The sequence below is a fragment of the Brevundimonas sp. AJA228-03 genome (genome assembly GCF_017795885.1).
GTDB lineage: Bacteria > Pseudomonadota > Alphaproteobacteria > Caulobacterales > Caulobacteraceae > Brevundimonas.
In genome coordinates this window covers 302,055-327,611 of record NZ_CP059297.1, presented here as the reverse complement: position 1 = coordinate 327,611, position 25,557 = coordinate 302,055, and the positions used below count along the sequence as shown (strand labels likewise).

Annotated in this window: 25 protein-coding genes; 14 read left to right on the top strand and 11 right to left on the bottom strand. The window is 67.5% G+C overall.

Annotation, left to right across the window (positions count from 1 at the left end):
* Positions 1-1,350 (bottom strand): S9 family peptidase, encoded by a 1,350-nt coding sequence (locus tag HZ989_RS01720; protein WP_209321930.1) that lies wholly within the window; start codon positions 1,348-1,350, stop codon positions 1-3.
* Positions 1,351-1,490: 140 nt separating this feature from the next.
* Between HZ989_RS01720 and HZ989_RS01715 the strand changes: the two genes are divergently transcribed.
* Positions 1,491-2,456 (top strand): alpha/beta fold hydrolase, encoded by a 966-nt coding sequence (locus HZ989_RS01715; protein ID WP_209321929.1) that lies wholly within the window; start codon positions 1,491-1,493, stop codon positions 2,454-2,456.
* 43 nt (positions 2,457-2,499) lie between these two features.
* On the top strand, positions 2,500-3,336 hold the full coding sequence (locus HZ989_RS01710; RefSeq protein ID WP_209321928.1) for an aldo/keto reductase: 837 nt from the start codon (positions 2,500-2,502) through the stop codon (positions 3,334-3,336).
* 39 nt (positions 3,337-3,375) lie between these two features.
* Here the strand turns inward: HZ989_RS01710 and gyrB are convergent, their stop codons facing one another.
* The 8 genes from gyrB to HZ989_RS01670 all read right to left on the bottom strand — a co-directional run bounded on the left by gyrB (position 3,376) and on the right by HZ989_RS01670 (position 13,247).
* The gene (gyrB, locus tag HZ989_RS01705) at positions 3,376-5,823 is read right to left on the bottom strand and encodes a DNA topoisomerase (ATP-hydrolyzing) subunit B (RefSeq protein WP_209321927.1); all 2,448 of its coding nucleotides are present in this window, start codon (positions 5,821-5,823) and stop codon (positions 3,376-3,378) included.
* Between the two features lie 350 nt (positions 5,824-6,173).
* Positions 6,174-7,319, bottom strand: coding sequence for a DNA replication/repair protein RecF (gene recF, locus HZ989_RS01700; RefSeq protein ID WP_209321926.1), 1,146 nt, complete (start codon positions 7,317-7,319; stop codon positions 6,174-6,176).
* Between the two features lie 115 nt (positions 7,320-7,434).
* Positions 7,435-7,923 (bottom strand): YdeI family protein, encoded by a 489-nt coding sequence (locus HZ989_RS01695; RefSeq protein ID WP_209321925.1) that lies wholly within the window; start codon positions 7,921-7,923, stop codon positions 7,435-7,437.
* Positions 7,924-8,029: 106 nt separating this feature from the next.
* Positions 8,030-9,148 (bottom strand): DNA polymerase III subunit beta, encoded by a 1,119-nt coding sequence (gene dnaN, locus HZ989_RS01690; RefSeq protein WP_209321924.1) that lies wholly within the window; start codon positions 9,146-9,148, stop codon positions 8,030-8,032.
* Positions 9,149-9,347: 199 nt separating this feature from the next.
* Positions 9,348-10,754, bottom strand: coding sequence for a chromosomal replication initiator protein DnaA (dnaA, locus tag HZ989_RS01685; RefSeq protein ID WP_245162418.1), 1,407 nt, complete (start codon positions 10,752-10,754; stop codon positions 9,348-9,350).
* Positions 10,755-11,244: 490 nt separating this feature from the next.
* Positions 11,245-11,514 (bottom strand): 30S ribosomal protein S20, encoded by a 270-nt coding sequence (gene rpsT / locus HZ989_RS01680; protein WP_013270743.1) that lies wholly within the window; start codon positions 11,512-11,514, stop codon positions 11,245-11,247.
* A 261-nt stretch (positions 11,515-11,775) separates the two neighbouring features.
* On the bottom strand, positions 11,776-12,564 hold the full coding sequence (locus HZ989_RS01675) for an enoyl-CoA hydratase-related protein (RefSeq protein WP_209321922.1): 789 nt from the start codon (positions 12,562-12,564) through the stop codon (positions 11,776-11,778).
* A 191-nt stretch (positions 12,565-12,755) separates the two neighbouring features.
* Complete coding sequence (locus HZ989_RS01670; protein WP_209321921.1) at positions 12,756-13,247, bottom strand: Lrp/AsnC family transcriptional regulator; 492 nt, start codon at positions 13,245-13,247, stop codon at positions 12,756-12,758.
* Between the two features lie 144 nt (positions 13,248-13,391).
* Between HZ989_RS01670 and HZ989_RS01665 the strand changes: the two genes are divergently transcribed.
* The 10 genes from HZ989_RS01665 to HZ989_RS01620 all read left to right on the top strand — a co-directional run bounded on the left by HZ989_RS01665 (position 13,392) and on the right by HZ989_RS01620 (position 22,607).
* Positions 13,392-14,624 carry a 3-methyl-2-oxobutanoate dehydrogenase (2-methylpropanoyl-transferring) subunit alpha gene (locus tag HZ989_RS01665; RefSeq protein WP_209321920.1) on the top strand — a complete coding sequence of 411 codons (1,233 nt, stop codon included), beginning with the start codon at positions 13,392-13,394 and terminating at the stop codon, positions 14,622-14,624.
* A gap of 198 nt (positions 14,625-14,822) precedes the next feature.
* Positions 14,823-15,899 (top strand): alpha-ketoacid dehydrogenase subunit beta, encoded by a 1,077-nt coding sequence (locus tag HZ989_RS01660; RefSeq protein ID WP_371812994.1) that lies wholly within the window; start codon positions 14,823-14,825, stop codon positions 15,897-15,899.
* Positions 15,899-17,641, top strand: a complete 1,743-nt coding sequence (locus tag HZ989_RS01655) for a 2-oxo acid dehydrogenase subunit E2 (protein ID WP_209321918.1) — start codon at positions 15,899-15,901, stop codon at positions 17,639-17,641. Before HZ989_RS01660 ends, HZ989_RS01655 begins: the two co-directional genes overlap by 1 nt.
* Positions 17,642-17,702: 61 nt before the next feature.
* Positions 17,703-17,918: a ribbon-helix-helix protein, CopG family gene (locus HZ989_RS01650; protein WP_209321917.1), complete on the top strand. Its 216-nt coding sequence runs from the start codon at positions 17,703-17,705 to the stop codon at positions 17,916-17,918.
* Positions 17,912-18,277 (top strand): type II toxin-antitoxin system VapC family toxin, encoded by a 366-nt coding sequence (locus tag HZ989_RS01645; protein WP_209321916.1) that lies wholly within the window; start codon positions 17,912-17,914, stop codon positions 18,275-18,277. The genes HZ989_RS01650 and HZ989_RS01645 overlap by 7 nt, the downstream gene beginning before the upstream one ends.
* A 2-nt stretch (positions 18,278-18,279) precedes the next feature.
* Positions 18,280-18,411, top strand: a complete 132-nt coding sequence (locus tag HZ989_RS01640) for a 2-oxo acid dehydrogenase subunit E2 (RefSeq protein ID WP_209321915.1) — start codon at positions 18,280-18,282, stop codon at positions 18,409-18,411.
* A 257-nt stretch (positions 18,412-18,668) separates the two neighbouring features.
* Complete coding sequence (locus tag HZ989_RS01635; protein WP_209321914.1) at positions 18,669-18,842, top strand: hypothetical protein; 174 nt, start codon at positions 18,669-18,671, stop codon at positions 18,840-18,842.
* A gap of 3 nt (positions 18,843-18,845) precedes the next feature.
* On the top strand, positions 18,846-20,240 hold the full coding sequence (gene lpdA, locus HZ989_RS01630) for a dihydrolipoyl dehydrogenase (RefSeq protein WP_209321913.1): 1,395 nt from the start codon (positions 18,846-18,848) through the stop codon (positions 20,238-20,240).
* 144 nt (positions 20,241-20,384) lie between these two features.
* Positions 20,385-21,206 (top strand): ABC transporter permease, encoded by an 822-nt coding sequence (locus HZ989_RS01625; protein WP_209321912.1) that lies wholly within the window; start codon positions 20,385-20,387, stop codon positions 21,204-21,206.
* A 225-nt stretch (positions 21,207-21,431) separates the two neighbouring features.
* On the top strand, positions 21,432-22,607 hold the full coding sequence (locus HZ989_RS01620) for an aspartate aminotransferase family protein (RefSeq protein ID WP_209323011.1): 1,176 nt from the start codon (positions 21,432-21,434) through the stop codon (positions 22,605-22,607).
* Here the strand turns inward: HZ989_RS01620 and HZ989_RS01615 are convergent.
* The gene (locus HZ989_RS01615; protein WP_209321911.1) at positions 22,604-23,563 is read right to left on the bottom strand and encodes an IS481 family transposase; all 960 of its coding nucleotides are present in this window, start codon (positions 23,561-23,563) and stop codon (positions 22,604-22,606) included. The two genes, HZ989_RS01620 and HZ989_RS01615, sit on opposite strands and share 4 nt — an antisense overlap.
* Positions 23,564-23,686: 123 nt before the next feature.
* Between HZ989_RS01615 and HZ989_RS01610 the strand changes: the two genes are divergently transcribed.
* Positions 23,687-24,094: a GxxExxY protein gene (locus HZ989_RS01610; protein ID WP_209321910.1), complete on the top strand. Its 408-nt coding sequence runs from the start codon at positions 23,687-23,689 to the stop codon at positions 24,092-24,094.
* Between the two features lie 95 nt (positions 24,095-24,189).
* A complete protein-coding gene (gene argF, locus HZ989_RS01605) occupies positions 24,190-25,104 on the top strand; it encodes an ornithine carbamoyltransferase (RefSeq protein ID WP_209321909.1) in 915 nt (304 codons plus the stop codon).
* Between the two features lie 155 nt (positions 25,105-25,259).
* On the opposite strand, the gene HZ989_RS01600 is transcribed toward argF, so the two are convergent.
* Positions 25,260-25,460 (bottom strand): hypothetical protein, encoded by a 201-nt coding sequence (locus HZ989_RS01600; protein WP_209321908.1) that lies wholly within the window; start codon positions 25,458-25,460, stop codon positions 25,260-25,262.
* Between the last annotated feature and the right edge of the window lie 97 nt (positions 25,461-25,557).

Sequence of the window (25,557 nt, the reverse complement as noted above, 5' to 3'; positions counted from 1 at the left end):
TCAGCGAGTGGTCACCTTCACCACCCAGTCGGTGACCGTGTCCAGAGCCAGCGGTGACACCGTCTCCTCGATCGTCCCGTATTCGCCGGGCAGGCCGGTGGTGGCGGTCTGCATCAGGTGGTTGAGGCCCGGCAGGACGACGATCTCGGCCGAGGGCTGGAGCCGGCGCAGGGCCCCGGCGTCCAGCGTCGCGGGCACCTGCAGGTCCCTGTCACCATAGACGGCCAGCAGCGGCACGGTCAGGGCGGCGAGGGCCGGAGCGGGGTCGTAGGCGACGAAATACCGGTACCAGCCCGAGGCCATGGCGGCGGTGCTGTTGCGCGCCTGTTCCGCCGGAATGCCGGCCTCGACCAGCACGGCACTGGCGGCTGCGGCTGCGGCGGGGCCGTCGTTCCTGTTGGCGACCACGGCGGCCATGGTCCGGCCTTGCACCCTTCGCACCTCTGCCACCTGCTCCGGAGTCTGGCCGGAGGCTGCGGCGATCAATGCGGCCTGTTCGGTGATAATCTCGGCTCCCGACACGGCCGGTCCCGCCAGCATCACGACGAAGGCGGCGGGCGCGCCATTCAGGACGGCCAGGGGCGCGATGGCACCACCCTCGCTGTGACCGATCAGGCCGATGCGGGCGGCGTCGATCTCGGGCCGGGTCTGCAGGAAGGTGATCGCGGCCCGGGCGTCCGTGGCGAAATCGGCCATGGTCTCGTTCGGCCCGCCGCCGCCCGACCCGCCGATGCCGCGGTCGTCATAGCGTAGCACCGCGATCCCACGCCGCGTCAGGGCATCGGCCCAGACCGCGAAGGGCTTGTGGTCGAAAATCGTCTCGTCCCGATCCTGCGCGCCCGATCCGGTCAGCAGGACGACGGCCGGAAAAGGCCCCGACCCTTCCGGCAGGGTCAATGTGCCCGCCAGGGTGATGCCCGCGCCGTCATTGCGGAAGGTCACATCCTCGGCCGCATAGGGAAAGGGCGGCTGCGGCGTCTGGGGCCGGTTCGGACCGGCCGGCTCTGCGGCGTTGGCCGCGCGCGTCAGGATCAGGGGCAGGGAGGCCCCCCCTTGCGTCCAGGTGCCGGTCCAGGTGCCGCCATCGGCCGAGACCGCGCCCTCGAACCCGCCGCGCGCGACGGGGACAGCGAAGCGGACGACACCGCCGCTCTGGCCCAGATCGGCGACCGGGATACCGCGCACATTCTGGGCCGGGCTGTCCATGACGGTCACCAGCCCGTTCGGACCCTGCTCGACACGGATCACGATCGGCAGCGACGTTCCGCCGACGTTCAGCGCTCCCTCCCACCGGCCGACCAGATTGGCCTGGGCCGCCTGCGCCTGAACCATTTCCATCGCCACGATCATCGTCCACGCCCCTGACAGATTGCGGCCCCAGAGTGCGCCTGCCGCAGGCCCCGATCCAGTCCAATCGGAGGCGCCCGATCCGATTGCAGCAGACGGGCCGACGGTGCAGGGTGAGCGCTCAACCGGGAGCCCCGCCGCCCATGCAGACGCGCATCGTCGAGACCGATGGCCTGACCCAGCAGGTGCTGGAGGACGGCCCCGAGGGCGCGCCGCTGGTTCTGCTGATCCACGGCTTTCCCGAGTTGGGCCTCAGCTGGCGGGCGCAGGTGAAGGCGCTCGGGGCGGCGGGCTATCGCGCGGTCGCCCCGGACATGCGCGGCTATGGCGGGACCGACAAGCCGGGGCGGACCGAAGAGCACACCATCCTGCATCTGGTCGGGGACATGGTCGATCTGGTCCGGGCGCTGGGCCGGAGCGAAGGCACGGTGGTCGGACACGACTGGGGGGCACCCGTCGCCTGGCATTGCGCCCTGATGCGGCCGGACCTGTTCACGGCCGTGGCGGGTCTTTCGGTGCCGTTCCAGCCGCGCCGTCCAGGCGGACCCCCGACCCCGGCGATGGCCGCCCTGGCCCGCCGCGCGGGCAAGGGCGAGCTCTATATGAACCAGTTCCAGGCCCCCGATGCGCATCGGATCTTCGAGGCGGACGTGGCGACCGGTTTGAGGAAGGGCTTCTACAGCTACGACGGGGCGACGCCCGATGACCGCCAGTCGACCGGCTTCATCGCCCCCGGCCACGACTTCCTGTCCGAGGTGCCCGACGACGCCACCCTGCCGCCGTGGATGAGCCAGGGTCATTTCGCGGAATATGTCTCGGCCTTCGGCGCGGGCGGGTTCAAGGGGCCGATCGACTGGTACCGGTGCCTGGATCTGAACTGGTCGCTGACCGCCTTCCTGCAGGGCCGGAAGATCCCCCAGCCGTCGATGTTCATGGTCGGACAACGCGATCCCGTGCGCCACTACGCCGGTCAGCACGAGGCGGGGCTGAAGGACTGGCTGACCGACCTTCGCAGCCAGACCGTCCTGCCGGGCGCGGGCCACTGGCTGCAGCAGGAACGGCCGGAGGAGGTCAATGCGGCGCTGATCGGGTTCCTGAAATCCCTCTGAGCCCGCTTGGCACCCATGCGGCCGGTCGTGCATTGTCCCTGCCATGACCCGCATGACCAGCTTTTCCGACGGCACCTCGGTTCCGATCCTCGGCCAGGGGACCTGGATGATCGGCGACGATCCCGGCAAGCGCGATGCCGAGCAGGCGGCACTGGCGCGAGGCATCGACCTCGGCCTGACCCTGATCGACACGGCCGAACTGTATGGCGACGGCCGGTCCGAGCGGCTGATCGGCGAAGTCATCGCCGGGCGGCGCGACGAGGTCTTCCTGGTGTCCAAGATCAGGCCCGAGAACGCGGGCGAGATGACCATGATGCTCCACTGCGAGAAGTCGCTGGAGCGGCTCGGGGTCGAGCGGCTGGACCTGTATCTGCTGCACTGGCAGAGCCGCCATCCGCTGGAGGAGATCGTCGCCGGGTTCGAGGAATTGATCGACGAGGGGATGATCCTGCGCTGGGGGGTGTCGAACCTCGACCTGCGCACCATGAAGAGGCTGGAGGCGATCGACGGGGGCGACCTCTGCTCGGCCAACCAGGTCCTCTATCACCTGGGCTCGCGCGGCATCGAGTTCGACCTGCTGCCCTGGTCGCAGGAGCGGATCATGCCGATCATGGCCTATTCGCCGCTGGGCCGGGGCGACATCCTGAACCACCCCGCGATCCAGGCCGTGGCCGACCGCCACGACGCCACGCCGGCCCAGATCGCCCTGGCCGCCATCCTGCGTCAGGAAGGGGTGATCGCCATCCCCAAGGCCTCTACCATCGAGCACGTCGAGGCCAATGTCGCCGCCCTGGAGATCGAACTGGACGCCGAGGACATCGCGGTCCTCGACCGCGCCTTTCCGCCGCCCACGACCAGCCAGGCGCTGGACATCATCTGATTCAGATCGCCTTCTCCCGCAAGGGGAGAAGGAAGGTGGTTAAACGTCCACCGCCGCGTCCAGGGCGTTGTCCTGGATGAACTCCCGCCGCGGTTCGACGACGTCGCCCATCAGCTTGGCGAACAGGTCGTCGGCGTCGTCGGCGTGATCGACCTGGACCCGCAGCAGGGTGCGGGCGTTGGCGTCCAGCGTGGTCTCCCACAGCTGTTCTGGGTTCATCTCGCCCAGACCCTTATAGCGCTGGATGGCCAGGCCCTTCTTGCCCTGGTCCAGCACCGCAGTCAGCAGGTCGATCGGCCCCCGGATGATGATCGATTTGTCCTTCCTCCGATAGGTGGCGGGCGCATCGAACAGACCCTCGAAGGCGGCGGCGCGCTCGGCCAGACGACGCCCGTCGAGAGATCGGATCAGCGCCTCTTCCAGCACGATGGTTTCCTGCACCGCACGGCGGCTGCGGCCGAACACGACCGCCCCCTGTTCGCCGGGGAAACCCGACCAGACCCCGTCGCCTTCCTCGGCATACAGGTTCAGACGTTCGGCCGCAGCGGCCGACGCCCCGACCGGGTCCGCGTCCTCGGCGAACAGGCCCGCGAGCGCGCCCTGTTCGATGGCGAAGGCGGGCGCGCGCTGGCTCAGGCGATCGACCTGGGCCTTGAAGGCCTTGGCGTCGCGGACCAGGGCCTGCAGGTCGTGGCCGGTGCGGCGCTCGCCCGTGGCCATGTCCAGCTCGGCGTCCGACGACCCCTCCTCGATCAGATAGGAGTCCATCTCCGACTGATCCTTCAGATAGCGCGACTGCTTGCCCTTGGAGACCTTGTAGAGCGGCGGCTGGGCGATGAAGACGTGGCCGCGTTCGATCAGTTCGGGCATCTGCCGATAGAAGAAGGTCAAGAGCAGCGTCCGGATGTGCGCCCCGTCGACGTCGGCGTCGGCCATCAGAATGATCTTGTGATAGCGCAGCTTGTCGGCGTTGAAGTCGTCGCGGCCGATGCCGGTGCCCAGCGCCAGGATCAGCGTCCCGATCAGCTCGGACGACAGCATTCGGTCGAACCGGGCCCGCTCGACGTTCAGGATCTTGCCGCGCAGGGGCAGGACGGCCTGGTTCTCGCGGTTGCGCGCCTGTTTGGCCGAGCCGCCGGCGGAATCGCCCTCGACGATGAACAGCTCGGACTTGGCCGGGTCGCGTTCCTGGCAGTCGGCGAGCTTCCCGGGCAGGGAGGAGATATCCAGCGCCGACTTGCGCCGCGTCAGGTCGCGGGCCTTGCGGGCGGCTTCACGCGCCGAGGCCGCCTCGATGATCTTGGCGACCACCAGCCTGGCCTCGACCGGATGTTCCTCGAACCACTGGCTCAGGCCGTCGGTGCACAGCCCCTCGACCGCCGGGCGGACCTCGGACGACACCAGCTTGTCCTTGGTCTGGGAGCTGAATTTCGGGTCCGGAACCTTGACCGACAGCACGCAGGTCAGGCCCTCGCGCGCGTCCTCGCCGGTCGGGGCGACCTTCTCCTTCTTCAGGGCGCCCGAGCTTTCCATATAGGCCCCCATCACCTTGGTCAGGCTGGTGCGGAAGGCCGACAGATGGGTGCCGCCATCCCGCTGGGGGATGTTGTTGGTGAAGCAAAGCATGGTCTCGTGGTAGGAATCGTTCCACCACAGGGCCAGGTCGATCTCGATATTGTCGCGCTTGCCGCGAATGACGATGACGTCCTTCAGGATCGGCGTCTTGGACTTGTCCAGGTGGCGCACGAAGGCCTCGACGCCCCCTTCATAGTGCAGGATTTCCTCGAACGGCTCGACGCCGCGATGGTCCTGCAGCTTGATCACCACGCCCGAATTCAGGAAGGCCAGTTCGCGCAGGCGGTGTTCCAGCGTCTTCAGGTCGAAGTCGATATGGGCGAAGGTGGTGACGGACGGATAGAAGGTCACCTGGGTGCCCGACAGCACCTTGCCGTTGTCGCGCATCGGGGCCTCGCCCGTGACCCGCAAGCTCTCGACCGTGTCGCCCCGCTCGAACTTCATCTCGTGGCGCTGGCCGTTACGGAAGATCACCAGCTTCAGCCAGTCGGACAGGGCGTTGACGACCGAGACGCCCACGCCGTGCAGGCCGCCGGAGACCTTGTAGGAGTTCTGGTCGAACTTTCCGCCCGCGTGTAGCTGGGTCATGATGACCTCGGCCGCCGAGACGCCCTCGCCCTCATGGATGTCGACCGGAATGCCGCGCCCGTTGTCGGTGACGGTGACCGAGCCGTCGGCGTTCAGGATCACCTCGACCAGATCGGCATGACCGGCCAGGGCCTCGTCGATGGCGTTGTCGACCACCTCATAGACCATGTGATGCAGGCCCGAGCCGTCGTCGGTGTCGCCGATATACATGCCTGGGCGTTTGCGAACCGCATCCAGACCCTTGAGAACCTTGATGGACTCGGCGCCGTAAGCGGCCTCTTCGGCATTGTCGGCGGTACGTTCGTGGATCGGTTCGTCGGTCATTCGGTCGTCCGGAGACGCGGGCGTCGCGGACCGCGCCTCGCGCCGTCCAGCCCGCTGAAAAAGAGCGTGCCCGGACGCGGCGATTCACCCCGTCCGGATGTGACGTTTATAAAGGAATTTCCGCACCGAAAGCGAGCGGAATGCCCGGTTCGGCCAGGGGCGTGCAGCCCGCGTCAGACCTCGATCTGATCGCCGATTTTCCGCCCAAGAGACGAGGTCGGGAAACCCCTTCAGCATCCGGGATCGCAGGCGTCCGACGCCCGGGTCGGCCCGTGCCCGTCGCACGACCAGCCTCGTCTTCATCCACATCGCCGCCTCCATCCTCCGGATGCGATACGCGTCAACACGACCTAGTCCGCAGTCAGCGCCCCGCCCTCGACCCGCACGAAGGCGGCCCGTCCCCGCAGCGGCGCGAACAGGTCCGCCTCGGTCCCGGTCATGAAGGCCTGAAGGTCCAGGGCCACGATCTCGTCGAACAGGGCCGCGCGTCGACCGGCATCCAGATGCGCCGGGGCCTCGTCCAGCAGCAGGACGGGCGGGGCGGGCGTCGGGTCGCCCGTCGCCTTCAGCCGCCCGATCTGGGCCAGGATCAGGTTCAGGACCAGGGCCTTCTGCTCGCCTGACGACCCCTCGGCGGCCGGGCGGTTCTTCTCGCGATGGAGCGCCGTCAGATCGGTGCGGTGCGGGCCGAACAGCGAACGCCCGGCGGAGGCGTCGCGACCCCGGGACCGGGCCAGTCCCTCGCGGATGGCGGCGGCGATGGCCGCGTCGTCGGCCCCGTCCGCCGCGGCCGTCTCTGCCGCGCCCTCCAGGCCCAGGTCGGCCTGTGGAAAGGGGCGTTCGGCGCGCGCATCGATCGCCGCCTGCAGCACCCCCAGCGCCCGTGCCCGGGCCGAGGCTGCCCGCGCGCCGGTCTCGCCCAGACGGGCTTCCAGCGCATCCAGCCACAGGGGATCGGCCGCTCGCCCTTCCGCCCCGTCGACCAGCAGCCGCAACCGCTCGCGCAGCGCCTTTTCGTACCCCGCCACCGCCGCCGCGTGGCCCGGGTCGGCGGCGAACACCAGCCGATCGAAGAACTTCAGCCGCTCGGCCCGCGCATCCGAGAACAGCCGGTCCTGCTCCGGCGTCGCCCAGACGGGCCTGAGATGGTCCAGCAATCGCCCCGGCTGGGCGGTCTCGCCCTCGACGCGGACCATGCGCCGCGCCGCGCCCGCGACCTGAACCCCGGTACCCAGCCGCACATCGTCCCCGTCGGCGCCTTCCAGCGTCAGGGCCACGGCCCAGGCCCGGCCGCCGGTCTCGGCGGGTTCGCGCCGACCCATCTCCTGTGCCGTCGCGCCCCGCAGCCCCTTGCCCGGGGTGAACAGGCTGAGCGCTTCCAGCAGGTTCGTCTTGCCCGCCCCGTTCGGCCCGTGCAGCACCACCGGACCCTGTCCGACGGACAGGGTGGCGGCGGCATAGGACCGGAAGTCGGTCAGGGTCAGCGAGCGGATCAAGCGACCGACATAGCCCGCTTCGTCCGGCAGGTCACAACCTCGGCGGCCCCCTGGGTCAGATTCCGTACGGCCACGCCGGACCCGCGCGGTGCAGATGGACCGGATGGGGTCGTCGTCAGGGCTTGCGCCATTGATTGGCGCGCTCGCCCCTGGCCGCCTTCCGGGCGGTATCGGCGATGCGGGCCGCCCGCGTTTCCGGCCGCTTTGCATTGCCGATCCACTCAAGAATGCCGCGGCGTGTCGAGGGTGGAAAGGTGGCGAACGTCGCCGCCGCGCCGGGGTGCTGGTCGAACGCCATCGTCAGGTCCGCAGGAAGCTCCAGCCGATCGACAGCGTCGAGCGCGGTCCAGGACCCGTCCGCGCGGGCCTGTTCGATCTTCATGAGACCCGCCGGATGCATCAGCCCGGCGGCCTCCAGTCTTTCGATGCGTGCCTTGTTGACCTTCGACCAGTTGGAGCCGGGCTTCCTCGAAGACATCAGGAGCATCGTGCGCTGATCGTCCAGCTTTCTGGGCAGACTGTCGACCCAGCCGAAAGCCAGTGCTTCCTCGACCAGATCGTCATAGGGGACGCGCGGTTGCGAGGCTCCGACCTTGAAGGTCACGACCCAGACGCTGTCCGCCCGTCGGTAATGCCTCGACAGCCAGTCTCGCCATTGGGCGCGGCTGGTGACCTCGACCCGCTCGAACTGCTCGAGCCGGCCCAGGGACTCACACCCGCAGCGGCATCAGCACATACTGGACGCCCGGATCGCCCGGATCGAGCACGAGCGTGGGCGAAGCCGGGTCGGCGAACAGGAAGGTGGCGTTCTCGCCCGTGATCTGGCCGGCCACGTCCAGCAGATACCGCGCGTTGAAGCCGATCTCGAACGGGGCTTCGGAATAGCCGATCTCGACCTCCTCCACGCCCTGACCGGCCTCCATGTTGCGCACCGTCAGGGTGACGCGGTCCAGTTCGAAGGCCAGCTTCACCGAGCGGCTCTTTTCGGCCGAGATGGTGGCGACGCGGTCGACGGCCGAGGCGAAGACGGCGTTGTCGATGTCGGCCTGCTTGTCATTCCCCTTGGGAATGACGCGCATATAGTCGGGGAAGGCCCCGTCGATGACCTTGGAAGTCAGGGAGGCCTGGCCGAACTCGAAGCGGATCTTCTGCGGGCTGACCGAAATCTCGACCGCGCCGGAGCCGTCATCCAGCAGGCGGCGGACCTGGTCGATGGTCTTCCTGGGCACGATCACGCCGGGCCCGCCAGCTGCACCCTCGGGCGCGGGCGTCTCGGCCAGGGCCAGGCGGTGGCCGTCGGTCGCCACGGCCCGCAGCAGCGGGATGCCCGCCTCGGACACCGTGTGCAGGTACAGGCCGTTCAGATAGTAGCGCGTCTCCTCGGTCGAGACCGCGAACCGGGTCTTGTCGATCAGCCGGGCCAGGTCGTCCTTCATCAGGGTGAAGCGCGCGCCCGACTGGTCGGTCGACATGACGGGGAAGTCGCCGGCCGGCAGGACCGGCAGGTTGAACCGGGAACGCCCCGCCTGGACCGTCAGGCGCGGATCGTCGCCGTTGTAGGTCAGGGCGACCTCGGCCCCGTCGGGGAGCTTCCGCACGATCTCGTACAGGGTGTGGGCGGGGGCGGTGATCTGGCCCTCGACCTGGACGGTGGCGTCGGCCTCGTCCACGATCTCCATGTCGAGGTCCGTGGCGGCGAAGCTCAGGCGGTCGCGGCCGGCCGAAAGCAGGACATTGGACAGGATCGGAATGGTGTTCCGGCGTTCGACCACGCTCTGCACATGGCCCAGGGCCTTCAGGAGCGCGGATCGTTCGATGGTCAGTTGCATGGTGTCTCGGGCGTCCGGAGCGAAGGCGGAATCATCCCTCGCGGAAACAGTGGCTACGGACACTAAAGGATTGGCGGCGGGGGGCAAGAAAGAGACTGGGGATTAGGGACCAGGGATTAGGGATTAGGGAAACTTGCCCAACTGCCGAAGGCCGTCTCCCACGCCACTTAATCCCTAGTCCCTAGCCCCTAATCCCTGCCTAGCCCCGCAGCTTCCGGGTCAGGGCCTCGACGTCCCTGGCGATCTGGTCGTCCAGCGGCATCAGCTCCTCGATCTTGCGGACGCCGTGCAGGACTGTGGTGTGGTCGCGCCCGCCGAAGCGACGGCCGATGTCGGGATAGGACCGGGTCGTGTGCTGTTTGCACAGCCACATGGCGATCTGGCGCGGGCGGGCGACGGCGCGGGTGCGGCGTTCGCTCAGCAGGTCGGCCTGCTTCATGTTGAAATGCTCGGCGACCGTCTTCTGGATCTCGTCCACGGTGATGCGACGCTCGGGTCCGCCACGCAGGGCCGAGCCCAGCAGGGTCAGGGCCTCATCGACGCCGAGTGACGTCAGGCGCGGCCCGGCCGCGGCGGCCAGGGTGTTCACGGCCCCCTCCAGTTCGCGCACCGATCCCGGCGTGCGGTCGACCAGTTGTTCCAGCACCTCGCGCCGGGCCTCGCCGTCGACGACGCCCAGGCGGGCGAAGGCGGCGATGCGGTTCTGGGCCACGGCGATCTTCAGCGAGCGGTCGGCGGGCTCGACCGGGCAGGTCAGGCCGGCGGCCAGATGGCTGCGCAGGCGAGGCTCGACCTCGGTCAGGGCCATGGGCGGTCGGTCGGCCGACAGCACGATCCGTTTGCCGTCCTCGATCAGGGCCGTCAGCGTGGACAGCAGTTCCTCCTGGGTCGAGGCCTTGCCGCCCACGAACTGGACATCGTCCAGCAGCAGCATGTCGGCCGAGCGCAGGCTGTCCTTGAAGGCGGCGGTCGAGCGGTCCTGCATCGCCTTGACGAAGGTCGACAGGAACCGTTCGGCGGTCAGGTAGACGACCCTGGCGTCGGGGCGCAGGCGCTGCGCCTCCCAGGCGATGGCGTTCAGCAGGTGGGTCTTGCCGTAGCCATAGGGGCCGCAGAAGAAGATCGGGTTGAAGTGGCCATCGGCCCAGGAGGCCGTCTGGCGCGCGATGGCCAGGGCGAAGGCATTGCCCTGGCCCTCAACGAAGCTGTCGAAGGTCAGCCGCTCCTGCAGGCCCGCGGCCCGGACCGCGCGGGCACCGTCGGTCACGGGGGCGACGGTCGGCGACACCGGTGTCTCAAGTCCGGCCGACGCCAGTGCCTGTTGCGCGATCGCCGAGGCCGGCGGGGCCGAGGACACCTCGGCCCGGCAGCGGACATCCAGCCGCCGCGACAGGCCGTCCAGGCCCAGCCACAGCTCGTTCAGTCGGCGCAGGGCGTTCTTGCGCACCCAGTCGCGGGCATAGCCGGTCGGCGTGACCAGGATCAGATTGCCGGATCCGTCCATCCTCACGGCGGACGGCGCAATATAGGAACTGAACGGACCCTCGCCGATTTCAGACCGCAGCCTTACCGAGGCTTCGTTCCAGATCCGGTCCGGATCCGTCATGCCCGTCGTCGCCAACCCCGTCGCCCCCATCGTCCTTCACCACCCCAGAATTCCAGCCAGAACCCGCAATCGACCGACCGCGGGCCACGCCGGGAGGACCTGATCCCCGGGACGCGTTCTCCTGTCCCGAAAGCGTGCGCTTTCGGGCGGGGGCGACCTCGCGGACAGACATCTCCCGCCGGCGCGGAGGTTCACCCCCGCCCCGTCTTCATCCGTGTGTGGATGGAAGTGCGTTAGAGCCCAAGACTTACGCCCGGCGGGGCGGGGGTCAACGCTGATTCGCAGCCGATTCGCGAACTAAATTGTTTGACTCCGCTAAAGGTAAATCCCGCTTGAGAAAATCCCGGTTTCACCGGGTCAGCGCGCGCGGATTCCCTTGAGACAACTTATCCGGACACGGCGAAACGGCGAGTCAGCCGTTGCTCACTCGCCGTTGAAATCGTTCGTTTTTCGTGTGTCAGGCCCGTGACGAGGCCCGCGATCGCCTCGATCAGGCGGCCGACATTTTCTTCAGCTGGGCATGCAGGCGGGACACCTTGCGCGAGCCCGTATTCTTGTGAACCACGCCCTTGGTGACGGCGCGCATCAGCTCGGACTGGGCCTCGACGAAAGCGCCCTTGGCGGCCTCGGCGTCGCCGCCCGTCACCGCTTCCTGAAACTTGCGCAGGAAGGTGCGAACGCGGGTGCGGCGCGACTTGTTCACTTCGGTACGCGCGGCGATCTTGCGGATCGCTTTCTTGGCGCCGGGATTGTTGGCCATCGTCAGAACCTATCAACGGAAACGCCGCGGACACCCCGTCCACGGCGCGGAAATCTTCAAGAGCGCGCGGCTATAGCGGAACAGGGTCGGGGGGTCAACGAAGAGTCTGGGACAGGGAGGCAGTAGGCAGTAGGGATTAGGGATTAGGGATTAGGGATTAGGGATTAGGGATTAGGGATTAGGGAGTAGGGAAGCGCGCCGACGGCTGCCGCGCAGGCCTGGCTCTCCCCTTTTATTGCCTACTGCCTACTGCCCACTGCCTCACCTCCCCCTGAACACCGGCTTCCGCTTCTCGACGAAGGCGGCCATGCCTTCCTTCTGGTCCTCGAAGGCGAAAAGGCTGTGAAACAGGCGGCGCTCGAACTGGACCCCTTGCGTCAGGGTCGTCTCCAGCGCCGCATTGACCATCTCCTTGTTGGCCATGACGGCCAGGGGGCTCTGGGAGGCGATCTTCGCGGCGATCTTGCGGACCTCGTCCATCAGGGTCTCGTGCGGGACCACCCGCGAGGCCAGACCGGCACGCTCCGCCTCGGCCGCATCCATCATCCGCGCGGTCAGGACCATGTCCATGGCCTTGGCCTTGCCGACCAGACGGGTCAGCCGCTGGGAGCCGCCGATGCCGGGCGCGACGCCCAGATTGATCTCCGGCTGGCCGAACTTCGCCCGGTCCGACGCCACGATGAAGTCGCACAGCATGGCCAGTTCGCAGCCGCCGCCGAGGGCGAAACCGTTGACGGCGGCGATGATCGGCTTCCTGAACCGGGTGATGCGGTCGTGGCCCAGGGCGAAATAGTTGCCCGTATACATCCGGGCATAGGACTGGTCCGCCATCTCCTTGATGTCGGCTCCGGCCGCGAAGGCCTTTTCCCCCGATCCGGTCAGGATCAGGCAGCGGACCGTGTCGTCCTGCTCGACGGCGTCGAGGAAGGCCGCCAGATCGGCGAACAGGGCCGCGTTCAGCGCGTTCAGCGCCTCGGGCCGGTTCAGGGTCACGACCGCATAGCCGTCGGCGTGCCGCTCGATCAGCAGGTTCGCATAGGTGTCGGCCATCGGTCTCTCTCCATTCGCCCGCGACGGCTTACCAAGCGCCCGACCGAAAAAACATAGTCCGACCCGTCCGACCCGTTCGCCCTCCGGCCTGAAGACCCGAGCGCCCTGACCGGCATCCTGGGGCAAGCCTGCGTCAGAACCGGTCGTGCCCCCTCCCACTGGAACACCTCGGTGATCTCCACCCCGAAGACTCAGTGCGCCACATGCGGGGTGATGATGCCCAGGGGCAGGGTGGTCACGTTCTTCACGCCGCGCGTGACGATATGGCTCTCGCAGTCCGAGACGATGCCGAGTGTCAGCAGCTTGTCGCGCAGGAATTTGTCGAAGGCGTGCATGTCCGAGGTGATGATGCGCAGCACATAGTCCTCGCGCCCGGTGATGGTCGCGCACTGGACCACCTCCGGCCAGGTGGCGACGGCGGCCTCGAAGATGTCGAGGTTCTCGCGGGAGGGCAGCATCAGCTTGACGATGGCATAGACCTCGAAGTCCAGGCCCAGCAGGGCGGCGTCCAGAAGCGTGACCCGCTTGCGGATGAGGCCGCTATCCTCCAGTCTCTTGATCCGACGCCAGCACGGCGAGGCCGACAGGCCCACGCGCTCGGCCACATCCGCGACGGACAGTCCGGCGTCCTGTTGCAGGATGTCGAGAATTCGAGCGTCGATGGGGTCCAGTTCGTCGGCCAATGCGTTTCTCCATTTATCGTTATTGCGCAATAAATAACCCCAAAACCGCTTGACGCAAGGCGAAAATAGGCGAGCCTTGATTTCGCGTCCATGCTATCCAGCCGCCAACAGGACGCGGTCGGATCAACCGGACGGCAGGATGGAATGACCAGGAACACTCAACCGCTGTCATTGCGGGTGCCCGAGCCCACGGGTCGTCCCGGCGACGCACCGGATTTCAGCCACCTGAAGCTGGATGTCGCCGGCGCGGTCGATCGGCCGCCGGTCGAGGCGCGGCCGGTGCAGATGCTGGACCTGGCCTTCCGGCTGATCCGGGTGCTGGACGACGAGGGCCAGGCCGTCGGCCCCTGGAATCCACGTCTGGATGCCGAGACCCTGAAGAAGGGTCTGAAGGCGATGATCCTGACCCGCGCCTTCGATGACCGGATGCACCGGGCCCACCGCCAGGGCAAGACCAGCTTCTATATGAAATGCACGGGCGAGGAGGCCATCGCGGTCGCCCAGGGCATGATCCTGTCGCGCGAGGACATGGGCTTTCCGACCTATCGCCAGCAGGGGCTTCTGATCGCGCGCGGCTATCCGCTGGTCGACATGATGAACCAGATCTATTCGAACGCCGCCGACCCCATCAAGGGCCGCCAGCTGCCGATCATGTATTCGGCCAGGGACTATGGCTTCTTCACCATCAGCGGCAATCTGGGCACCCAGGTGCCCCAGGCCGTCGGCTGGGCCATGGCCAGCGCCTACAAGGGCGACGACAGGATCGCCATCACCTGGATCGGCGACGGGGCGACGGCAGAGGGCGACTTCCACAACGCCCTGACCTTCGCCAGCGTCTACCGGGCGCCGGTGATCCTGAACGTCGTGAACAACCAGTGGGCCATCAGTTCCTTCATGGGCCTCGCAGGCGGTCTGGAAACCACCTTCGCGTCCAAGGCCATCGGCTATGGCCTGCCGGCGCTGCGGGTCGACGGCAACGACTTCCTGGCCGTCTGGGCGGCGACGCAATGGGCGGAAGAGCGCGCAAGGTCGAACCAGGGCGCCACGGTGATCGAGCTGTTCACCTATCGCGGCGCACCCCACTCCACCTCCGACGACCCTGGCCGCTATCGCCCGGGCGACGAGCACGACAAATGGCCGCTGGGCGACCCGATCGCGCGGCTGAAACAGCATCTGATCGCCCTGGGCGAATGGTCCGACGAAGCCCAGGCCGAGGCGGAGGCCGAGGCCGTGACCCAGGTCCGCGCGGCGGGCAGGGAGGCCGAGGCCATCGGCACGCTCGGCCAGTCGCGCCCCAGCGTGAAGACGATGTTCGAGGAGGTCTTCGCCACCGAGGACTGGCGTCTGACCGAACAGCGCCGGGAGGTGGGGGTATGATGTCCCGTTTCCGCTCATCCCCGCGAAAGCGGGGACCCAGTGCTTTGGGCACCAGGCTCGATCCGGTCCGCCCTGACAGTCATCCAACACGCTCCGAGTCACTACAGAACTGGGTCCCCGCTTTCGCGGGGATGAGCGGAGGTTTTCATGTCTGAGACCTTCAGCGAAGCCGACCGCAGCGACAGTCTGGAACCCGACATGGCTGACCACGTCGAGAACCCCCCGGGCACCACGGCCTCTGAAGCCGTCACGGTGCAGCCCATGAACATGATCCAGGCGCTGAACTCGGCCCTGCACGTCAAGATGGCCGAGGATCCGAACGTGCTCAGCTTCGGGGAGGACGCGGGCTATTTCGGCGGCGTGTTCCGCGTGACCGACCAGCTGCAGCAGAAGCATGGCCTGACGCGCAGCTTCGACACGCCGATCAGCGAATGCGGCCTGGTCGCCGCCGCCATCGGCATGGGGGCCTATGGCCTGCGCCCGGTAGTCGAGATCCAGTTCGCCGACTACATCTATCCGGCCTATGACCAGATCGTCTCCGAAGCGGCCAAGATGCGCTATCGCTCGGGCGGACAGTTCACCGCGCCGATCGTGGTGCGATCGCCCTATGGCGGCGGGATCTTCGGCGGCCAGACCCACTCGCAGAGCCCCGAGAGCCTGTTCACCCATATCGCCGGGCTGAAGGTCGTCATTCCGTCCAACCCCCATGACGCCAAGGGCCTGTTGACCGCCGCGATCGAGGATGACGATCCGGTCATCTTCCTGGAGCCCAAGCGGCTCTACAACGGTCCCTTCGACGGCTGGCACAGGAACCCGGTCAGCCCGTGGAAGGCCCAGGCCTCCGCCCAGGTGCCGACCGGCAAATACACCGTGCCGCTGGGCAAGGCGGCGGTGGTCCGGGAGGGGTCCGACGTCACCATCCTGTGCTACGGCACCATGGTCTGGGTCAGCCTGGCCGGGGCCGAGCACGCGGGCGTGGACGCCGAGGTCATCGACCTGCGCACCCTCGTCCCGCTCGACATCGAAACCATCGAGGCCAGCGTGAAGAAGACCGGCCGCTGCGTGATCGTCCACGAAGCACCAAAAACGTCCGGGTACGGAGCAGAGCTGTCGGCCCTGGTCCAGGAACGCTGCTTCTATCACCTGGAAGCCCCGATCGGCCGCGTCGCCGGCTGGGACACGCCCTATCCGCACGCCTTCGAGTGGGAGTATTTTCCGGGGCCGGAACGGGTCGCCACGGCGCTGAAAGCCGTGATGAGCGGGGGAGCCCGCTGATGGGCCGCTACGTCTTCAAACTGCCCGATGTGGGCGAGGGCACCGCCGAGGCCGAACTGGTCGGCTGGCACGTCAAGGTCGGGGACCGCGTCGAGGAAGACCAGATCCTCGCCGACATCATGACCGACAAGGCGACGGTGGAGCTTACCTCGCCGGTATCGGGCGTGGTCACCGCCCTGCACGGCGAGCCGGGCGTGATGTCGCCGGTCGGCTCCGCCCTGGTGGAGTTCGAGGTCGAGGGGGAGGGCAATGCCGAACCTTCTCCCTTCCCCCTCGAGGGGGGAAGGGCCGGGGATGGGGGTGGAGCCCCGCTGCCCGAAGGCGCCTCGCAAGCCCCTGACGACGTCTCATCGCCTCAATCCGAAGATCGTGTCTCCACCCCCACCCAACCCTCCCCCCTCGAGGGGGAGGGCTCCATTGCGCCTGCCCCCGGCAACTACGTCTTCAAGCTTCCCGACGTCGGCGAGGGCACAGCCGAGGCCGAGCTGGTCGCCTGGCATGTCGCGGTCGGCGATGCGGTGGAAGAGGACCAGCTGCTGGCCGAGGTCATGACCGACAAGGCGACCGTCGAACTGACCTCGCCGGTCGCAGGCGTGGTTACCGCCCTGCACGGCGCGGCCGGTCAGTCGGTGCCCGTCGGCGGACCGCTGGTCAGCTTCGACGTCGAGGGGGCGGGGAATGTCGCGGCCGCTCCGGCGAAGACCGGGTCCGCCACTGCCCCCTCCACCGCTTCGCGGTCCCCCTCCCCCGATGGGGGAGGATCGACGCCGCCCAAATCTCCCCCCTCAGGGGGGAGTCCCCGCGAAGCGGGGGAGGGGGGCAAGTCGGTCACCCGCACCGCCCAGACCCCCGGTGTCCGCCCGCTGGCGTCGCCCGCCGTGCGCCAGCGCGCCCGCGAGCTGGGTCTGGAGCTCCAGTTCGTGCCCGGCTCCGGCCCCGCCGGACGCATCGAACACGCCGACCTGGACGCCTTTGTTGCCCACGGCGCGCGCGGATCATCCGAGCACGGAGCATCGCCCGCCTCGACCTATGCGAAGGCCGAGGGCACGACCGAGGTCCGCATCATCGGGCTGCGCCGCAAGATCGCGGAGAAGATGGCCGAAAGCGTCCGGCGCATCCCCCACATCACCTATGTGGAGGAGATCGACGTCACGGCGCTGGAGGAGCTGCGCGCCCATCTGAACGCCCAGGCGAAACAGACCGGCAAGGTAAAGCTCAACGTCCTGCCCTTCATCGCCCGCGCCCTCGTCGTGGCCCTGCGCGACCAGCCGCAGATCAATGCCACCTATGACGACGAGGCCGGGGTCCTGACGCAGCACGCCGCCGTCCATCTGGGCATTGCCGCCCAGACGCCGAACGGCCTGATGGTGCCGGTCGTGCGCCATGCGGAATCGCTGGACCCTTACGCCACCGCCGCCGAGATCGCCCGCGTCTCCGGCGCGGCCAGGGACGGGTCAGCGAAGCGCGAGGACCTGTCCGGCTCGACCATCACCGTCACCTCGCTGGGGACCCTGGGCGGCCTGGTCCACACGCCCATCATCAACCACCCCGAGGTCGCCATCGTCGGCCCCAACAAGATCGAGGAACGGGTCGTGGTCCGGAACGGCCAGATGGTCATCCGCAAGATGATGAACCTGTCCTCCAGCTTCGACCACCGCATCGTCGACGGCCACGACGCGGCGGTCTTCGTGCAGCGGATCAAGGGGCTGCTGGAGCATCCTGCGACGCTGTGGATGGGGTAGATTGGACGCTCGGCCGATTTCGCGCTATATGATATGCGATCCGTATATCAAGGAGACCGAAATGCGTATCCTGGTCGATGCCAATGAGGATCAGGTCGCCGCGCTTGACGCCCTGGCCAAACGCGAAAAACGCCCGCGCGCAGCGGTCATCCGCGCCGCGATCGACGACTACGTCGCGCGCAACAAGCGTCAGGCGGTCAAGGACGGTTTCGGTCTTTGGGGCCAGGGCGGCGAAGACGGGCTTGCTTATCAGGAACGACTGCGTAGCGAATGGTGAAGGCGCTGTTCGACACCAATATTCTGATCGATCATCTGAACGCCGCGCCGGAGGCCGATGCCGAGATCGATCGGTACGACGACCGCGCCATAAGCATCATTTCCTGGATCGAGGTGATGGCGGGGGCCGGCCCCGATCTGGCCGAGCCGACGCGGACCTATCTTGACGGCTATCAGATCGTCGGTCTCGAAGACCGGATCGCCGAACAGGCCGCGTCGCTACGCCAGTCTCGCCGTCTGAAACTGCCGGACGCCGTCATCTGGGCGACCGCCCAGACGACGGGTCGTCTGCTGGTCACCCGAAACACGAAGGATTTCCCGGCCGACGATCCGGGGGTTCGGGCACCCTACAGGATTTGAGAATGCCACGCTTCAAGACGATGAACCTGTCGCCCAGCTTCGATCACCGCATTGTTTCCGGACATGACGCGGCGGTGTTCGTGCAGCGGATCAAGGGGCTGTGGGAGCATCCCGCAACGCTGTGGATGGGGTGAGGGCCATGCGTGGGCCTTGGTTGTTTTTTGTCGCGTTCCTATGGACCACGCCAGCAGCCGCATGCTCGCTGTTCTGGCCCGGATATGAGCAGACGACGAGAGAAAACGATGTCGTCGCTTTGGTCACAGTCGAGACGGCCACAGCGGGTGAACGACAGCCCGGCCGAGGGGCGAGCCTGTATGGGACCGCAACGGCAACTGTTCTGACGGGGCTGAAAGGCGCGACGGCTGGTGCCCCATTGTCCTTCGAACACCGCATGACCGATGGCGACTTCGTCTGCGACTATGACATCGTCGTGCAGCCCGGACAACAGTACTGGGTCTGGCTTGACCGTGGCCCTGACGGCCTTCGGACCAGCATGGCCGTCTCGAATGACACGCTCAGCTGGCGTGATCGCCGAGCTATCCGCGCCGCCGCGCGTTCGAGGTAACATATGCAGCAGATCAAAACCAAAGTCCTGATCATCGGCGCGGGCACCGGCGGCTATGTCGCCGGGATTCGCTGCGGCCAGCTGGGCCTCGATACCGTGCTGGTCGACGGCGGCGACGGGCTGGGCGGGACCTGCCTGAACGTCGGCTGTATTCCGTCCAAGGCCATCATCCATACGGCGGGCAAGTTCGAGACGGTGGCCAAGGCCGCCGGGGACGGGACGCTGGGGATCACGGCGGCCTCGCCTGCCATCGACCTGAGCCAGACTGTGGCCTGGAAGGACGGCATCGTCAGGAAGCTGAACGCCGGGGTCGCGGCCCTGCTGAAGAAGGCCAGGGTCAAGGTGATCAAGGGGTGGGCGACCTTCCAGGACGCCAAGACCTGCCGCGTCGAGACCGACGACGGGCCCATCACCATCACGGCCGAGCATGTGATCCTGGCGACGGGGTCCGAGCCGGTCGAACTGCCCTTCCTGCCGTTCGGCGGCGACGTCATCTCCTCGACCGAGGCCCTGTCGCTGGACGCCGTGCCGGGCAGGCTAGTCGTGGTCGGCGGCGGCTATATCGGGCTGGAGCTGGGCATCGCCTATCGCAAGCTGGGGGCTGAGGTCGCCATCGTCGAGATGGCCGACCGCATCCTGCCGCTCTACGACAAGGCCCTGACCGACCCGGTGATGAAGTGGCTGACCGACCACGGGGTGGAGCTGCACCTCGGGGCCCGGGCCGGCGGGTTCGGCGACGGGAAACTGTCGATCACCACGAAGGACGGCGAGCCGATGCAGCTGGACGCCGACAAGGTGCTGGTCACCGTCGGCCGCCGTCCGCGCACATCGGGCTGGGGTCTGGACAACATGGGCGTCGCCATGGCCGGGCCGTTCGTGAAGATCGACGACCGCTGCGCCACCAGCATGAAGAACGTCTGGGCCGTCGGCGACCTGACCGGTGAACCCATGCTGGCCCACAAGGGATCGGCGCAAGGCGAAGTCGTCGCCGAGATCATCGCGGGTCATGACCGCCGCTTCGACCCCGTCACCATCGCCGCCGTCTGCTTTACCGAGCCGGAGATCGTCTCGGCGGGGCTGGGTCCGCTCGACGTCGCGGGCCGGGACGATGTGATCACGGCCGTCTTCCCCCTGGCCGCCATCGGCCGGGCGCTGGCCATCGAGGCCGGCGAGGACGGCGGCTTCGTGCGGGTGCTGGCGTCCAAGGCCGATCACCGCCTGCTCGGCGTCCAGGCCGTCGGCCAGCACGTCGCCGAACTGTCCAACAGCTTCGCCCAGATGCTGGAGATGGGCGCGGTGCTGGAAGACGTCGCCGGGGTCATCCACGTCCACCCGACCCTGGGCGAGGCCTTCCATGAGGCGAGCCTTCGGGCGCTGGGCCACGCCATCCACATCTAGAGAGCGGCTAACGCTCGCGCCGCGGGCGCTTGCTGCTTGAGCCGCAGGATCCTACTGCCTCGCCACTCGCCACTCGCCACTCGCCACTCGCCACTCGCCACACGCCCCTTGCATCCCGCACCCCGTCCGCGCATCTGACCGCCCATGACCGATCTCGCCTCCACCCGCCCCAGCGGCCTGCCGACGCCGCGCCACTATGCCGGGGTCAACTGGATCGGCGTGCAGACGCTGTATCTGAGGGAGGTCCGCCGCTTCTGGAAGGTGGGGGCCCAGACCGTCGCCGCGCCGGTGGTGACGACGCTGCTCTATATGCTGGTCTTCGTCGTGGCGCTGAAGGGGGCGCGGCCGCCGCTGCACGGCACGCCCTTTGCCGAGTTCGTGGCCCCGGGCCTGATCATGATGGCGATGCTGAACAATGCCTTCGCCAATGCCTCGTCCAGCCTGATCCAGGCCAAGATCATGGGCACCTCGACCGACTTCCTGACCCCCCCACTCAGCCCGCTGGAGCTGACCATCGGCTTCTCGCTGGGCGCGGCGACGCGCGGGCTGGCGGTCGGTCTGGTCACGGCGGTCTGCGTCCTGCCGTTCGCGCGGCTGGGTGTCTACAACGTCCTGGCTATCGTCTGGTTCGGCCTGATCGCCTCCCTGCTGATGGGGATGGTCGGCGTGCTGGCGGGACTCTGGTCCGAGAAGTTCGACCACCTGTCGGCGGTCCAGAACTTCGTCGTCATGCCCATGACCTTCCTGTCGGGCACCTTCTATCTGGTCGAGAACCTGCCGGAGCCCTTCGCCAGCATCAGCCACTGGAACCCCTTCTTCTATCTGATCGACGGCTTCCGCTACGGCTTCATCGGCCATGCCGAGGGCAGTCTGATGATCGGGGTGTTGATGAGCGCGGTCCTGACGGTCGTCATGGCCATGGCCTGCTGGCTGGTGTTCCGGTCGGGCTGGCGGCTGAAGAGCTGACTGCGGGGATTAGGGATTAGGGATTAGGGATTAGGAACGCTGCGTATCCGCCTGGATGTTGCGTGTCATGACCCGCTCCCAATCCCTAATCCCTAGTCCCTAATCCCTCCCAGGCGGTGTTGACTCACCCGCGCCCTCATCCGACAACCCCCACACCTGAAAAGTCCCGTCGCACCCGCGCCGGGGCTTCGTTTCTTTTGGAGGTCGTCCGTGTCCGGTCATTTGATGGGTGTCTACAATCGCGCGCCGCTGCAAGTGGATCGCGGGCGAGGCGCGCGTCTGTGGGCGACGGACGGGACCGAGTATCTGGACTGCGTCCAGGGCATCTCGACCAACGGTCTGGGCCATGCCCATCCGGTGCTGGTCGAGGCGGTGAAGGCCCAGGCCGACAAGCTGTGGCACGTCTCCAACATCTTCCGGATTCCGGGTCAGGAAGACCTGGCCGACGCCCTGACCGGGGCCAGCTTCGCCGACGTCGTCTTCTTCACCAACTCGGGGACCGAGGCGGTGGAGTGCGCGTTGAAGACGGCGCGCAAATACCATGCGGCCAACGGGAACCCTGAGCGGATCGACATCTACGGCTTCGACGGGGCCTTCCACGGCCGGACCTACGGTGCCATCAACGCCGCCGCCAACCCCAGCTATACCGAGGGCTTCGGGCCCAAGATGCAGGGCTTTCACCAGCTGAAGTGGGGTGACCACGAGGCGCTGAAGGCCGCCATCGCCGAGCCCAACACCGCCGCCATCATCGTCGAGCCGGTCCAGGGCGAGGGCGGCTGTCGCGCCATGCCCGACGTCTGCCTGCGCGGGCTTCGCGAGCTGTGCGACCAGCACGGCGTGCTGATCATCTTCGACGAGGTCCAGTGCGGCATGGGCCGGTCCGGCAAGCTGTGGGCCCATGAATGGGCCGGCATGGCTCCGGACATCATGGCAGTGGCCAAGGCCCTGGGCGGCGGCTTCCCGATCGGGGCCTGCCTGGCCACCACCGAAGCGGCCCGGGGCATGACCGTCGGAGCCCACGGCTCGACCTTCGGCGGCAATCCCCTGGCCATGGCGGTCGGTCTGGCGGCCTTCAACGCGATCAACACGCCCGAGATCCTGGGCAACGTCAACGAGATCGCGGGCTATCTGAAGCAGCAGCTGCACGGCCTGAAGGAGCGCTTCCCCGACGTGATCGAGGATGTGCGCGGCAAGGGGCTGCTGATCGGGCTGAAGCTCAAGCCCAACAATCGCGAGTTCATGGGCTGGGCGCGCGACGGACAGCATCTGCTGATCGCGGGTGGCGGTGACAACTGCGTGCGGATGCTGCCGCCGCTGAACCTGACGCTGGACGAGGCGCGCGACGCCGTCGAACGCCTGGAGCGCACCTGCGAGGCTGCGCGGGGCAAGATGGCGGCCTAGGTGTGGAGCCTCAACAGGTTGTCCCCAGTGAGGGCGAGTCTGCTGATGGGTGTTTGTCGTTTGATGCCGCCGTGTGGTCGATGCCAGTTGTATCGGTGTAGCCAGAACGGAAGCTCGGCGGCGCGTCGATCCGAGCTCTGGTATTTCTGTGCGTAAGCCCATTCGCGCAGGGCGGTCTGGATGAAGCGCTCGGCCTTGCCGTTGGTCTTTGGCGTGTAGGGTTTTGTGCGGATGTGCCTGAGGCCCAGCGCCTTGCAGGCGTCGCGGAAGGCGAAGGCTTTGTAGCATGAGCCGTTGTCGGTCATGACCCGGGTCACGGTGACGCCGAGTCCGGCGTAGTACTCGATAGCCGCCTTCAGGAAGGGGACGGCGCTCGAGGCCTTCTCGTCGGGCCGTATCTGGCTGAAGGCGATGCGTGAGGCGTCGTCGATGCAGACGTGGACGAACTCCCAGCCGACGCCGCGCCCGTTGGACTGTCTGGTTCGATCGCCGGTGACGCGGTGGCCGGGCTGGTCGAAGCGGCCCAGTTTCTTGATGTCGATGTGGATCATGTCGCCGGGAAGGTCGCGCTCGTAGCGGCGAACCGGCTCAGGCGGTTCCAGGTCGCGGATGCGGCTGAGGCGGACGCGGCGCAGGATCCGGCTGACCGTGGCCGGCGACACCTTGGCGTCGCGGGCGATCTGCTGGCCCGTGAAGCGCTGCCGTCGGCGCAGGGCGATAATCTGCTCCTGGACCCCTGTCGGAGTCGGGGCCCGCAGCCGGTGCGGACGCGACGAACGATCCCTCAGACCCGCCGTGCCCTCGGTTCTGAACCGGTTTACCCACTTGCCGACGGTCTTGGGATCGACGCCGAAGGCCGCCGCCACGACCTTGCGCGGCTGGCCCTGATCCACCACCCGCCGCACCAGATCGGCTCGACTATGCGCCGTCAGCCGGGCATTCTCATGCACGTTCATTCGGTCCTCCGAGGAAGTCTCTGAAGTCTGCAACTCCAGCTTCCCCGGCCTGGACCGGATGGACAACCTATTGAGAGCTCACACCTAGGGCGGCCAGAGGTTCATCACGGAGAGCACAAAGGGATGCACGGAGAACACGGAGGTCGTGCACCGCTGCCTGAGGAAACAGATCGGATTGGCAGGGCAGCGATCGACGCCGCCTTTACTGTGCACACCGCCTTGGGACCGGGACTGCTGGAGTCGGTTTATGAAGCCTGCTTGTTCGAGGAACTGACCGCACGAGGCCTGGCCGTTGAAAGCCAGGTCGCCATCCCTGTGAGCTATCGCAACGCGCGGCTTGATGTCGGCTTTCGCCTCGACCTGCTCGTCGAGCGATCGGTCATCATCGAAATCAAGGCGATCAACGCCTTGGCGTCGATCCATACGGCCCAGGTCCTGACCTATCTCAGATTCGCCAATCTCAGGCTTGGCTATATCGTCAACTTCAACGTCAGCAGGCTGAAGGATGGCTTGCGGCGCCTCATTCTGTGACGATGGAAAAAGGCCGAACCTGATACTCTCCGTGTCCTCCGTGACCCCTAGGTGCTCTCCGTGATGAACCTCTACTCTTGTCGACCCACTCGCCCATGACCCGCCACTTCCTCGACATCCACCGGCTGGAGGCCGCCGATCTCCGCGCCATCCTCGACGACGCCCATGCCCGCAAGGCGGCCCGCAGGGGCAGGCCCCAGGGCTGGGTCGACGTCGACGCCCCGGCGAGGGATCGCGTGCTGGCGATGATCTTCGAGAAGAACTCCACCCGCACCCGGTTCAGCTTCGACGCCGCCATCCGCCAGCTGGGCGGAGCCTCGATCATCGCCAACGCCGGCGACATGCAGCTGGGCCGCGGCGAGCCGGTCGAGGATACCTCCCGCGTCCTGTCGCGTATGGTCGATGCGGTGATGATCCGCGCCAACAGCCACGAGGACGTCGAACGGTTCGCCCGCGTCGCCACCGTGCCGGTGGTCAACGGCCTGACCGACCGCTCGCACCCGTGCCAGATCCTGGCCGACATCATGACCATCGAGGAACAGCGCGGCCCGATCGAGGGCAAGACGATCGCCTGGATCGGCGACGGCAACAATGTCTGCCACAGCTTCATGCACGCGGCCCCGAAGCTGGGCTTCCACCTGAATGTCGCCTGCCCGGCCGAGTACCACCCGGACCTGCACGACCTGGCCAGGGGCGGCCATGCCGTGACCCTGACCAGCGATCCGAAGGACGCCGTGCGCGGGGCCGATGTCGTGGTCACCGATACCTGGGTGTCGATGGGCGACGGCGACTATGAAGCGCGCCTGCACGCCTTCGAGAGCTACACCGTCGACGAGGCCCTGATGGACCTGGCCGATCCGGATGCCGTCTTCCTGCACTGCCTGCCGGCTCACCGGGGCGAGGAGGTCACCGATGCGGTGATCGACGGGCCGCGCTCCCTCGTCTGGGACGAGGCCGAGAACCGCATCCACGCCCAGAAGGCCGTGCTGGCCTGGTGCTTCGCGGGTTAGCGGACACGAAAAAGGCACCGCCATGAGGCGATCCCCCGTGTCTGTCAGAGCCTGAGCCCCGCTGCAGGTTCACGTGTGCGCCGCCGCCGGCATCGGGAACCGTCGGGGTCGGCCTGGCCCTGGCCTCGTCGGCGATCAGCCTCTGGCGGGATGGGTCACGACGGCCGGGTGAAGCCCGCCAGCGCGCCCAGATGCACCAGCAGCAGAAAGACCATCGCGCCGGCCAGCAGCATGATGAACCGCCATGGCACCATGCGGGGCCGCAGGAAATCGCTGGGCCGGGCCCCGCGCCAGCCCGCGAAGACGCAGACGATCAGGGCCGCCGCCAGCAGCCAGAGGGTGAGGGTCAGGGACACGCGCCGTCATGTGGGCGAGGCACCCCCCGGTGGCAAGCCAGCCCCTTGCCGGAGGGTGGAACTTCACGACCTGCTGCCCCCCATCAGGCCACCGATT

Coding starts and splice junctions, on each gene's coding strand:
- HZ989_RS01720 (WP_209321930.1), bottom strand. CDS start 1,350: ATGATCGTGGCGATGGAAATGGTTCAGGCGCAGGCGGCCCAGGCCAAT.
- HZ989_RS01715 (WP_209321929.1), top strand. CDS start 1,491: ATGCAGACGCGCATCGTCGAGACCGATGGCCTGACCCAGCAGGTGCTG.
- HZ989_RS01710 (WP_209321928.1), top strand. CDS start 2,500: ATGACCCGCATGACCAGCTTTTCCGACGGCACCTCGGTTCCGATCCTC.
- gyrB (WP_209321927.1), bottom strand. CDS start 5,823: ATGACCGACGAACCGATCCACGAACGTACCGCCGACAATGCCGAAGAG.
- dnaN (WP_209321924.1), bottom strand. CDS start 9,148: ATGCAACTGACCATCGAACGATCCGCGCTCCTGAAGGCCCTGGGCCAT.
- dnaA (WP_245162418.1), bottom strand. CDS start 10,754: ATGACGGATCCGGACCGGATCTGGAACGAAGCCTCGGTAAGGCTGCGG.
- rpsT (WP_013270743.1), bottom strand. CDS start 11,514: ATGGCCAACAATCCCGGCGCCAAGAAAGCGATCCGCAAGATCGCCGCG.
- HZ989_RS01675 (WP_209321922.1), bottom strand. CDS start 12,564: ATGGCCGACACCTATGCGAACCTGCTGATCGAGCGGCACGCCGACGGC.
- HZ989_RS01665 (WP_209321920.1), top strand. CDS start 13,392: ATGACCAGGAACACTCAACCGCTGTCATTGCGGGTGCCCGAGCCCACG.
- HZ989_RS01660 (WP_371812994.1), top strand. CDS start 14,823: ATGGCTGACCACGTCGAGAACCCCCCGGGCACCACGGCCTCTGAAGCC.
- HZ989_RS01655 (WP_209321918.1), top strand. CDS start 15,899: ATGGGCCGCTACGTCTTCAAACTGCCCGATGTGGGCGAGGGCACCGCC.
- HZ989_RS01650 (WP_209321917.1), top strand. CDS start 17,703: ATGCGTATCCTGGTCGATGCCAATGAGGATCAGGTCGCCGCGCTTGAC.
- HZ989_RS01645 (WP_209321916.1), top strand. CDS start 17,912: ATGGTGAAGGCGCTGTTCGACACCAATATTCTGATCGATCATCTGAAC.
- HZ989_RS01640 (WP_209321915.1), top strand. CDS start 18,280: ATGCCACGCTTCAAGACGATGAACCTGTCGCCCAGCTTCGATCACCGC.
- HZ989_RS01635 (WP_209321914.1), top strand. CDS start 18,669: ATGACCGATGGCGACTTCGTCTGCGACTATGACATCGTCGTGCAGCCC.
- lpdA (WP_209321913.1), top strand. CDS start 18,846: ATGCAGCAGATCAAAACCAAAGTCCTGATCATCGGCGCGGGCACCGGC.
- HZ989_RS01625 (WP_209321912.1), top strand. CDS start 20,385: ATGACCGATCTCGCCTCCACCCGCCCCAGCGGCCTGCCGACGCCGCGC.
- HZ989_RS01620 (WP_209323011.1), top strand. CDS start 21,432: ATGGGTGTCTACAATCGCGCGCCGCTGCAAGTGGATCGCGGGCGAGGC.
- HZ989_RS01615 (WP_209321911.1), bottom strand. CDS start 23,563: ATGAACGTGCATGAGAATGCCCGGCTGACGGCGCATAGTCGAGCCGAT.
- HZ989_RS01610 (WP_209321910.1), top strand. CDS start 23,687: ATGCACGGAGAACACGGAGGTCGTGCACCGCTGCCTGAGGAAACAGAT.
- argF (WP_209321909.1), top strand. CDS start 24,190: ATGACCCGCCACTTCCTCGACATCCACCGGCTGGAGGCCGCCGATCTC.